The sequence below is a fragment of the bacterium genome (genome assembly GCA_018814885.1).
GTDB lineage: Bacteria > Krumholzibacteriota > Krumholzibacteriia > LZORAL124-64-63 > LZORAL124-64-63 > JAHIYU01.
In genome coordinates this window covers 1-10,480 of the sequence record JAHIYU010000017.1, presented here as the reverse complement: position 1 = coordinate 10,480, position 10,480 = coordinate 1, and the positions used below count along the sequence as shown (strand labels likewise).

At 69.7% G+C, this 10,480-nt stretch carries 8 protein-coding genes; 3 read left to right on the top strand and 5 right to left on the bottom strand.

The features are described from left to right. The 3 genes from KJ554_00920 to KJ554_00910 all read right to left on the bottom strand — a co-directional run. The coding region (locus tag KJ554_00920) for a patatin-like phospholipase family protein (GenBank protein MBU0740893.1) at positions 1–924 on the bottom strand (924 nt) is incomplete at its 3' end. 11 nt (positions 925–935) lie between these two features. Further along, the gene (locus KJ554_00915) at positions 936–1,931 is read right to left on the bottom strand and encodes a hypothetical protein (GenBank protein MBU0740892.1); all 996 of its coding nucleotides are present in this window, start codon (positions 1,929–1,931) and stop codon (positions 936–938) included. Positions 1,932–1,935: 4 nt separating this feature from the next. Continuing rightward, positions 1,936–2,925 carry a polysaccharide deacetylase family protein gene (locus KJ554_00910; GenBank protein ID MBU0740891.1) on the bottom strand — a complete coding sequence of 330 codons (990 nt, stop codon included), beginning with the start codon at positions 2,923–2,925 and terminating at the stop codon, positions 1,936–1,938. 413 nt (positions 2,926–3,338) lie between these two features. Here KJ554_00910 and KJ554_00905 point away from each other — a divergent pair, with 413 nt between their 5' ends. Together KJ554_00905 and KJ554_00900 are read left to right on the top strand one after the other, a co-directional pair. After that, positions 3,339–4,079, top strand: a complete 741-nt coding sequence (locus KJ554_00905; GenBank protein ID MBU0740890.1) for a class I SAM-dependent methyltransferase — start codon at positions 3,339–3,341, stop codon at positions 4,077–4,079. A gap of 250 nt (positions 4,080–4,329) precedes the next feature. Beyond that, positions 4,330–8,121 (top strand): S8 family serine peptidase, encoded by a 3,792-nt coding sequence (locus KJ554_00900; protein MBU0740889.1) that lies wholly within the window; start codon positions 4,330–4,332, stop codon positions 8,119–8,121. A gap of 57 nt (positions 8,122–8,178) precedes the next feature. On the opposite strand, the gene KJ554_00895 is transcribed toward KJ554_00900, so the two are convergent. Both KJ554_00895 and KJ554_00890 read right to left on the bottom strand, forming a co-directional pair. After that, positions 8,179–8,517 carry a type II toxin-antitoxin system PemK/MazF family toxin gene (locus KJ554_00895; protein MBU0740888.1) on the bottom strand — a complete coding sequence of 113 codons (339 nt, stop codon included), beginning with the start codon at positions 8,515–8,517 and terminating at the stop codon, positions 8,179–8,181. Continuing rightward, positions 8,517–8,759, bottom strand: a complete 243-nt coding sequence (locus KJ554_00890) for a ribbon-helix-helix protein, CopG family (GenBank protein ID MBU0740887.1) — start codon at positions 8,757–8,759, stop codon at positions 8,517–8,519. The genes KJ554_00895 and KJ554_00890 overlap by 1 nt, the downstream gene beginning before the upstream one ends. Before the next feature lie 158 nt (positions 8,760–8,917). Between KJ554_00890 and radA the strand changes: the two genes are divergently transcribed. Then, positions 8,918–10,363 (top strand): DNA repair protein RadA, encoded by a 1,446-nt coding sequence (radA, locus tag KJ554_00885; protein MBU0740886.1) that lies wholly within the window; start codon positions 8,918–8,920, stop codon positions 10,361–10,363. The last annotated feature ends 117 nt before the right edge of the window (positions 10,364–10,480 follow it).

The following is a 10,480-nucleotide window of genomic DNA, read 5'->3' as shown; positions in this document are numbered from 1 at the left end:
CGCGTCGCGCCCGATGAGGCGGCGCAGGCGCGAGCGCCAGCCGCGACGGCGGTCGAGGGCTTCGCGCAGGGCGGGCAAGGCGGCGGTCGTCGCCTCGTAGCCCCGCTCGCGGCATTCGTCGGCGCGGCGGAAGTCGGCCCAGTGGTAGGCGGACACCTCGGGGCTGATCACCAGATCGGCCGTCTCCAGCACGAATTCGTTCAGCCGCATCTTGGCCAGGGTGTCGGCGCGCATCATGATCTCCAGGCCCGTCCTGTACTCGGGCTTGCTGGACTCGAAGGCGGGCAGGTCCACCGCGATCACGAAGTCAGCGCCCAGGTCGCGGCAGGTGTCGATGGGCACGCGGAACAGGACGCCGCCGTCGACGATGAAGGCGCCGTTGCGCCTCACCGGCGGAAAGACGCCGGGGATGGCCGAGCTGGCATAGATGGCGTCGATCAGGTCGCCCTCGCGAAACTCCACCTTGCGGCCGGAGATCAGGTCCACCGCGACCGCGGCGAAGGTCAGCTTCAGCTCGGCGAAATCGCGGGCGGTGAACATGTGCTTCAACGGGTTGAGCAGCTTGGCCTCGTCGGCCAGGGCGGGGCGGGTGAGCGTCTTGAACGTCATGAGCTTGCGCACCATGGTGCCGAAGAAGCTCTGCACGAAGCCCAACTGCTCCTGCTCGCCGCTGCCCCTGGCGATGAAGTGGGTCCAGGTCTCGAGGAACTCCGGGTCGCGGGCGAAAGCGGACAGGCGCCGCCACGTCGCCGCGGCGTCCCCCGTCTCCGCGTAGAGGCCGCCGACCACGGCGCCCATGCTCGAGCCGGAGATGACCGGCGGCTGCAGCCCGGCGTCCTCCAGGGCGGCCAGGACGCCCGCGTGGGCGAGACCGCGTGCGCCGCCGCTGCCCAGGGCCAGGCCGATGACCGGTTTGTCACTCATGTCGCTTCTCCCTACCAGTCCGAGTCCAGATAGCTGGCCGCCCAAGCACGGGGGTCGGCGGGCAGACCCGCCCACTCGATCCCGTGTACGAACATGGCGCCCGCAGTACCGCGCTCCAGCAGGCCGCGCGGGAGATGGTCCTCTTGCAAGAAACCGTCCAGCAGCCAGAAGTCAACCGAATCGACCAGCCGCCGGGCGTGCAGGTGCTTCAAGAACGCCGCCGCGGCGCCGCGCCCGGGGAGTTCGGTGCGGAATTCCACGACTTCCCAGGTCGCGGGGCGGACCTTGCAGATCGCGTAGCCCACGAGGCGTCCGTCCAGCCGGAAGGTGAAGGCGCGCATCTGGTCGCGTGGGTTGTCCAAGACGCGCCAGTTCAGGAAAGCGGCGCTGCGTCCGCCGGCCACGCGCCCGGCGGGCTGGAAGCGGTCGAGGTCCTCGTCGAAGCGCGATACCTCGACCACCGCCAGATCCGACGCCGCGCCGGCGAACAGGCGGGCCCGCATCAGGCCCCACACGGGGACCAGCAGGCGCCACAGCAGCGCGCCGCCGGGCAGGCGGCGCAGGGCGCGCGCCGACAGCAGGGCCTTGCGCACGCGGAAATTCGCCAGGCGCCGCCAGCCGGCGTTCTCCAGGGCCTTCATCGAACCGGGCAGCGAGGCGAAGCCGGTGCCGAAGCGCGGGCCCGCCACGCCGTCGGGGACGGTGCCCATCACGAAAAACATGACGTCGTTGAACAGGCCCTTGCCGCGGATGGCGCGGCCCATCAGCCCGTCGACGGCCTGCACCGCGGTCAGCTCGCGCCCGTCGTGGCGGAAGGGCTGGGCCAGCAGGCCGACCGTGCCGGCCAATTCGCCGTCCTGGACCAGTTTGAACAGGTGCGGTGCGCCGAAGGGGTTCTGCAGGTGCTTCCAGTCGAACCAAGCGCGCTCCTTCAGGGCGAAGTCGTAGGCGCGGAACAGGTCGACGATGGCGTCGAACTCGTCGGCGTGTGCGCGAACGATCTCCAAGATCTCAGACCTCCAGCAGCAGGCGGTTGATCTGGTAGCGCAGCACGGACAGCGGCTCGGTGCCGCCCACGCCCAGGCGGGGCAGCGACAGGAGCGGCGTCTCCCGCCGCGCCAGGCCGGGCCGCGTGGTGTAGGCGCGCTCGTAGCCCGCGGCGAGGGCGTGCGCGGTGACGCGCGCGTCGTAGTCGCCGTTGGGATAGGCCAGGTCGACCACCGGCGCGCCGGCCGCTTCCTCGAGTATTCGGCGCGGTTCGCGCAGGTTGTAGTCCAGGTTCGCGTCGTCCAGGTATGTGAGGATGTCGTGGTCGTGGCCGTGACCACCGAAACGGCACCAGCCGCTGTCCGCCATCTCGCGCACCTCCGCCGCGTTCAGGGGGCGGTAGCGCGGCAGGTGCTCGGCCAGCAGGTCGCCGTGGCGGTCCCGCAGACGATCCAGCAGCGCCGCGACCGCGGACTGGTCGGCGTTGCCCGCGGCCTTGATGGCCACCAGCAGCCTCTGGATGTCGTCCCAGCGGCCGGATCCGTCGCCGGGGCGAAAACGGTGCTCGCCCAGGCCGAATTCGCGCAGGTCCAGCGCGTCGAGACGGCCGGCCTGCACGGCGGTGATGACGACGTCCGGCCAGAACGGTCGCTGCTGCTGCATGTGGCGCGTGGAGACGAAGAAGAGCGCCGGCGCGCGGTGCTTCGCCAGCAGGGGCAGCGCCAGGCGGTGGTTGTTGGCGTAGCCGTCGTCGAAGGTCAGCAGGACGTTCAGACGACCGGGATCGAGACCGTCCGGGTCGGCCAGGGCGTCTGTCGCGACGAAGCGGCCGAGCCGCCCGAGCATCTCGAGTTGGGCCTCGAATTCCGAGACGCGGACGCGCAGCCAGTTGCCGAAGTCGTCGTCCTCGCGCAGGTCGTGGTACATCAGCGCGAGCACCGACGCGGGGCCGCGGCGGGCCGCGAACCGCGTGACGAGGGAGTTGCCGACGATCGACTTGACGAGTCCGCGCATATCCGCTGCTCCGGGCGTGTTCGGGTTCGCTGGCATGGTAGCCCAGGGGCGGAGGATGAGCAACGGGGGAGGTGGGGCGGGGCGAGTGAAAGAGCCGAGTGGATCAGCTTGATGTTCCGCAGGTAGCACCCCCCCCCAAGTCCTCGCGCCGGCATTCCCCCTGACCGAGCGCCTCGATCCGCTCGAGCGGGCGCAGGCGAGCGGGGAATTCCCCGAAGTCGAACATGTCATGCGGCGACGAGGGTTTAGCAGTGGGGGTGAATCAGGCGGTCGTATTTCCCGTGCCCTCCGCTCCCTTCCGCTTGGCCATCCGACTCCGGTCCCGTAGTATCTGCACATGTCTCGAGCCCACATCGGAAAACCTGCGGCGGTGACGATCCTGCCGGCCCCTGACCCGCGAAGAGGACTGCGCCATGATCGTGAATGAGTTGGTGGCCCCGTCGACGATCCTCGACCAGTTGATAGTGGAGCGAAGGACCTTCGACCTCGATGGCGGGGAACATGCGGTGACGGGGCCCATCTCGATGTCCCAGGCCGAGTTCATGATGAAGCTGATCGAGGAGCGGGAACTGCGGACGTGCGTGGAGACAGGGGTCGCGTTCGGTGCGTCGACGGTCGCCATCTGCGCGGCACTGTCGCGTCTCGAGAAGCGTGGCCTGACGTGCAGGCACTCGGGCGTCGATCCGTGCCAGTTCTCCGACTACAACGGGGCGGCCGTCGCCGCGCTCGAGCGCTGCGGATTGCGGCACCTCTTCGAGATGCTGGAGGGCCCGAGTCACCTGATGCTGCCGGAGTTGATCAAGCGAGGCGAAAAGGTCGACATGGTCTTCGTCGACGGGTGGCACACGTTCGACTACACGCTCATCGACGTGTTCCTGGGCGACAAGCTGCTGCGCCCCGGCGGAGTCCTTCTGATGCACGACATGGCCATGCCGAGCAAGCGGAAGGTCTGGAAATACCTGCGGTCGCACCGCCGTTATCGCCGGATACCGAGTCCGCTGCGGCCGTTGCCGAGAAGAGTGCTGTCATGTGGAAAGCGCACGCTCTGCGAGGGGCCGCGGGCAGGTTTCTTCCACCTGACCAAGCCGCTGCTCCTGGCGGCCGAGAAGATCTCGGACCATGAGCCGGAGTACGACTACTTCAGGAACTTCTGAAGCGCCGTTCGTGATCCCGGATCACAAGGGAAACCCCTCGACCTGCGGGATCGATTCGACGAGTGCGCGCAGACCCAATGCCCGGGCGCGTCTGGGTTTGCAGGCATGGCGACCCGGGGGCGGGGGATGGGCATGACGCGTGATCAGGCTCATGCCGGTGTCGTCGGGCTGGTTTTCGTGCTATAATTCGATGTCGATCCCCGACGAGACCGTCATATCCATGGCCGCGCCTTTTCCGGAGGCCCACGTGATGCATCGAACGATTCGCCTGACCGCCGCCGTGCTGCTCGTCGCCTCGATGGGCTTCGCCCTGTCCGCCGACGCCGCCGATCGGCCGACGGTTACGAAATATCTCGAGCGCGCGCTGGACGATGCGTCCTATCCCCACCGCGACGCGGACGGCCGCCTCGCCGTGTGGGTCTATTTCCGCGACAAGGGACTCGATGGCCCCTCCTTGGCCGCCGCCCTGAACCGGGCAGAGGACGACCTGTCCGACCGGGCCGCCCGCCGCCGAGCCAAGATGACGACCGTCAAGGGCGCGCGCCTGGTCGATGCCACCGATCTGCCCCTGCACCGGCCCTACCTGGACGCGGTGTCCGCCACCGGCGCGCGCCTGCGCCGCGAAAGCCGCTGGCTGAACGCCGCCAGCTTCGGCGCGACGCCGGCCGAGATCGACGACATCGCCCGCCTGCCGCAGGTGGCGAAGGTCGATCTGGTGAACATGTTCCGCCGCGACGAGGTGCCGGTGCGTCCGGAGGACGTGGCCTCGCGCGAGGCGCGCAACGCGGAGCTCCAAGCCACCGGGGCCGACCGGTGGGACCTCGCCTACGGCGGCACCCTGGCCGAGCTGGAGCAGATCAACGTGCCGCCGCTGCACGACGAGGGCATCACGGGCGCCGGCGTCCTGATCGGCATGCTCGACACCGGCTTCCGCACCACCCACGTCGCCCTGGCGCCCGTCACGGTGATCGCCAGCTGGGATTTCGTGAACGACGACGGCGACGTGGACAACCAGCCGGGAGATCCCAGCAACGCCAACGACCACGGTACCAAGACCATGTCCACGATCATGGGCTACGCGCCCGGCGCGCACGTCGGTCCGGCCTTCGGCGCCCAGGTGGTGCTGGCCAAGACCGAGGACGTGTCGCAGGAGGTGCCCATCGAGGAGGACAACTGGGTGGCCGGCATCGAGTGGCTGGATACATACGGCATCGACGTGGCCACCAGCTCGCTGGGCTACATCGACTGGTACGTCTTCTCCGACTTGGACGGCAACACGGCCGCCTGCACCATCGCCGCCGACCTGGCCGTGGGCAAGGGCATCGCGGTCTGCAACTCCGCCGGCAACGAGCGCGGCACGATCTGGGACCACATCATCACCCCCGCCGACGGGGACAGCGTGATCGCCGCGGGCGCAGTCACCTCGTCGGGATCCTACGCCTACTTCTCGTCGCCGGGACCCAGCTACGACGGGCGCATCAAGCCCGACGTCTGCGCCCTGGGCTCGGGCAACCACGTGGTCAGCTCCACCGACGACACCTCCTACACCTCGGCCTCGGGCACGTCATTTTCCGGTCCCCTGACCGCCGGCGTGGCCACCCTGGTCCTGTCGCGCGTGCCCACGCTGACACCCATGCAGGTGCGCGACGCCATGCGCGAGACCGCGTCGCAGGCCGCGACTCCCGACAACGATTACGGCTGGGGCATCCTGGACGCCCACGCCGCCGCCCACTACTACGGCGCGGGCATCGCGCACGACCCGCTGGCCGACACCGAGGACACGATCGGCCCGTACCTCGCCACCTGCACGATCACCGACCGCGTGGCCCTCGACCCCACGGCGCTCAAGCTGTTCTGGAACGTGGACGGCGGCGGCTGGAACGAGACGACGCTGGCCGACCTGGGCGGCGACGCCTACGAGGCGGCCCTCCCCGGCCAGCCGGCGGGCAGCGACGTGGCCTACTACCTGTCCGCCGGCGACGAGCTGGGCATCGTCACCACCCTGCCCCTGGGAGCGCCCGGCGAGGCCTTCGCCTTCCATGTGGGACCCGACATCACCGACCCCGTCGTATCGCATCAGCCCCTGGGCGACCAGCCCCTGCTCACCTGGCCCGCCGCTGTGACCGTCAACGCGAGCGACAACCTGGGCATCGCCTCGGTCACGGTGATGTTTGACCAGGACGGCATTCCCCAGCCCGACTTCCCGCTGGTCCACCAGGGCGGAGATCTCTACGCGGCGGACTTCCCGGTGCCCGCGGAGCAGGTGCAGCTCGACGACGTCTTCACCTATTCGGTGCGCGTGACCGACACAGCCGCCGTGCCCAACGAGGTCGTGCTCGGGCCGTATTCCTTCGCGATCATCGACGCCCTGGGCGTGGCCCTGCTCATCGACGACACCGCCGCCAAGGGCGAAGAGCCGAAACTCGGCGAGGACAAGAAACCGCTGCCGCCGCACACCGGCGCGCACAAGGCCTTGCCCGGCGACATCGACCGCTGGTTGACCGATGCCGGGTACGTGCTCACCGCGGTGGACGCCGCCGCGCTGCAGGCCTCCGACTTCGACAACATGCAGTTCGTGGTGCTCTCCTGCGGCGACAACACCTCGCCGGTGGCCGACGCGAACCTGCGCACCCTGCTGGGCGGTTGGGTCGGCGGCGGCGGCAAGCTGCTGGTCGAGGGGGGCGAGGTGGGCTACGACGCCGAGTCCAGCCCAGGCTATCCCGACTTCGCGGCCGACGTGCTGCACGTCTCCGACTGGCGCAGCGACAGCGCGGGCGATCTGCAGACCGCCGACGGCATGGCAGGGCACCCGCTGCTCAACCTGCCCCACGCCATCCCGTCCGTGCTGGCCATCGCTTACAGCGGTTACGGCGATGAGGACGCCATGGATCCCACACCCGACGCCTACGTGGTCCTGGAACCCGCCAGCTACGCGGGCGCCGGCGGCGTGATCGTCTACGACGACAATCCCGCGCCCCAGTCGGCCCAGGTCGTCAACTTCTGCTTCAACGCGGCCGCCCTGACCGACACCACGGCCGCCCGCCGGCTGGTGGAGAACGCCGCCGCCTTCCTGATGGCCGACGAGGGCGAGGCGACCGCGTCCATCTCGGGCTCCGTCAGCTCGATCTCCGGGGATGTCGCCTTCTTGATCGAGGGCGCGGCCGTCAGCGCCGGTCCCGGGCTGGAGACCCTCACCGACGAGTACGGCTATTTCATCCTGGACGGCCTCTACGCCGGCACGTACCGGATTGTCGTCAGCAAGGCCGATTTCACGACGGTCACCGAGTTCGTCGAGGTCGGCGAAGGGCAGGCCGTCTACCGGGACTACTGGCTGCAGGCGACCTGGACCGCCGAGTACTACCAGGGGACGCCCGTCGACATCCCGGACAACGCTCCCGCCGGGATCACCTCGACGATCACCGTCACCGACGACGGCGCGATCTCGGCGGTGACCGTGCCGATAGACGTCACGCACACCTGGATCGGCGACCTGATCGTCGAGTTGACATCCCCCGAGGGCACCACCGTGCGCCTGCACGACCGCTCGGGCAGTTCGAGCGACGACATCCTCGGCACCTACGGCGTGACGCTCCCCGTGGACGGTCCGGGCGAGCTGCTGGACTTCGTGGGAGAGAGCCCGTTCGGCGACTGGACCCTCTTCGTCTCGGACAACGTGGGCTCCGACACGGGCACGCTCAACGGTTGGGGCCTGTACATCACCCTGCCCGAACCCGTCACCGCGGTGGGCGACGGCATGCCGCGCGTCACGCGGCTGCTGGGCAACGCGCCCAACCCCTTCAATCCGCGCACGGTGATCGCCTTCGAGCTGTCGAGCGCCCAGGCGCCGCTTCTCGCGATCTTCGACCTGCGCGGTCGCGAGGTGCGGCGGCTGCTGGACGGGCGCGCGCTGCCCGCCGGCCGGCACCAGGTCGCCTGGGACGGCCGTGACGCCGCCGGGCGCGCCCTGGCCAGCGGGCTCTACCTCTACCGGTTCACCGCCGAGGGGGTCGTGCAGGAGGCGAAGATGCTGCTGACGCGGTAGGGATCGGTCGCGCCCACGGTTCGGATTCACCGTCAGCCAGCTTCGGCGACATGGCCTTCAGCGGGCGAGCGCGAGACGGAGGCCGTCGTCGATTCTCTGCATGATGGGCGGGGGAATCCGTTTGACCCGCACGGTCAACATGCACTTGTCCAGGGTCATGAGCTGGGAGACGTTGGCGACAGATGCGTGAGGCGGGCCGCTGTCCCTCCTGGAGAGACGCACGTTGCCGGGCGCGTTCTCGCGGCCGAGATCGCGTGTCAAGGCCAACACGACCACGGTATGGATGGCGCTCCTGTTGAAGGTGTCGGCGGAGACGACGACGAGGGGTCGACTGTATCCGGGCTCCGATCCCCGGGGAAAGGGAATCTGCCCCCACCATATCTCACCGCGCTTGATCACCACTCATCGGTTCCCAGAGAAGCGAATTGCATGGCAGCCAGCACCGGATCGAGCTGGCTGGACTCCGGGTCGTCGCCGTAGACGGCATTCAGGGCCTCCGTGGCCGCCTGTTGACGATGCCGCTCCAGGAAGTCCTGTACGGCGATCCTGTACAGGGCGCTCCGGCTCAAGCCGAGATCGCGCGCCAGACGCTCGACGGCGGCGAAGAGGTCGTCGGGTATGGAAATTGCCATTTTCATGTCCATAGTATAACTCCGATTATACCGAAGTATTAACGGTCGCGTGCCCATGGGGAGCAAGCCCCGTGCGCGGATCTCGCCCGGGCCGGGCGCGCCCTTTGACCTCCCGCCCGGAAACCGCTATCCTCCACGCCCGCGTTTCGAACGGAAGGTGATCGATGGCCAAGACAGTCACGCGCTACGTCTGCGGCAATTGCGGCCACGAGGAGGTCCGCTGGCTCGGGCGCTGTCCCGAGTGCGGGGAATGGAACTCCCTGACCGAGTTCAAGCTCGGCAAGGTCGAGGGCAAGGGCCGGGGCGCCGGTTTCGGCCGCGCGCGTCCGGCGCCGCCGGGCGGCGGCGACCTCCTGCGGCCGCTGTCCCTGGCCGAGGTCGCCTCGGCGAGCCACGAGCGTCTGGCGGTGGAACCGGAAGAGCTCGCCCGCGTGCTCGGCGGCGGACTGGTGGCCGGCTCGGTGGTCCTGCTCGGCGGCGAGCCCGGTGTGGGCAAGTCCACCCTGCTGACCGGCCTGGCGCTGAGCTGGATGCGCCAGGGCGTGCGCGTGCTCTACGTGGCCGGCGAGGAGTCGCCCGCGCAGATCCGCATGCGCGCCGAGCGGCTCGGCTTCGACCCGCGGACGACCGAGGGCTTCCACATCCTCGACGAGGTCGACCTGGAGAAGCTGCTGGCCGCCCTCTACGACGACCGCGCGCGGCACGCCGGCCCGTGCGTGGTCATCGCGGATTCCATCCAGACCCTGCACAGCGGCGAGATCGACGCCTTCCCCGGCAGCGTCAGCCAGATCCGCTACTGCGGCGGCGTGCTCGCGGACTACGCGCGCGCCTCGGGACGTCCCGTGTTCCTGGTCGGGCACGTCACCAAGAGCGGCGACCTGGCCGGGCCCAAGCTGCTCGAGCACATGGTCGATACGGTCCTCTACTTCGAGAGCAGCGACGGCGGCGCCGTGCGCATGGTGCGCGCGGTGAAGAACCGCTTCGGCGCCACCGGCGAGCTGGCCATCCTGGAGATGCGCGGCGACGGCCTGGTGCCGGTGGACGAGGCGGGAGCCCTGTTCCTGAGCGGTCGTCGCGGCGAGGAGCCGGGCTCGGCCGTGTGTGCCGTGCGCAACGGGTCGCGGACCTTCCTGGTGGAGGTGCAGGCCCTCGTGTCGCCCTCGCGTTACGGCACGCCCCAGCGGGTGGTCCAGGGCGTGGACAGCAAGCGCGTGGCCCTGCTGGCGGCCATCCTCGAGAAACGCGCGGGGCTAGACCTGGCCGGCTGCGACATCTTCGTCAAGGTGGCCGGGGGAGCGCGCCTGGAGGATCCGGGCGCGGACCTGGCTATCGTCACCGCCCTGGCCTCCTCGTTGCGCGAGATCCCGGTGCCGGTCGACACCCTGGTGCTCGGCGAGGTCGGCCTGACCGGGGACGTGCGCGGCGTAGCCGACCGCCCCGGTCGGTTGCGCGAGGCGGCGCGGCACGGGTTCAAGCGGGCGGTGGTCGCGCGCGCCAAGCGCAACCGCAAGACCGAGCAGGGCCTGTCCGTGGTCGTGGCCGCCACAGTCGACGAGGCCGTGGCCCTGGCCCTGAGCCGCTCGCGGGCGGCCGGTGAGGGGAAGGCATGACCGTCGCACGGACGCCCTTGCACCTGATCATCCTCGCCGGCGGCAGCGGCTCGCGCGCCCGTACGGACGCCGCGCCGCCCAAGCAGTTCGCCGTGGCCGCGGGCCGCATCCTGCTGG

Excerpts from the sequence above, each read along its gene's own strand:
- KJ554_00910 (MBU0740891.1), bottom strand. The coding sequence starts at position 2,925 with ATGCGCGGACTCGTCAAGTCGATCGTCGGCAACTCCCTCGTCACGCGG.
- KJ554_00905 (MBU0740890.1), top strand. The coding sequence starts at position 3,339 with ATGATCGTGAATGAGTTGGTGGCCCCGTCGACGATCCTCGACCAGTTG.
- KJ554_00900 (MBU0740889.1), top strand. The coding sequence starts at position 4,330 with ATGCATCGAACGATTCGCCTGACCGCCGCCGTGCTGCTCGTCGCCTCG.
- KJ554_00890 (MBU0740887.1), bottom strand. The coding sequence starts at position 8,759 with ATGAAAATGGCAATTTCCATACCCGACGACCTCTTCGCCGCCGTCGAG.
- radA (MBU0740886.1), top strand. The coding sequence starts at position 8,918 with ATGGCCAAGACAGTCACGCGCTACGTCTGCGGCAATTGCGGCCACGAG.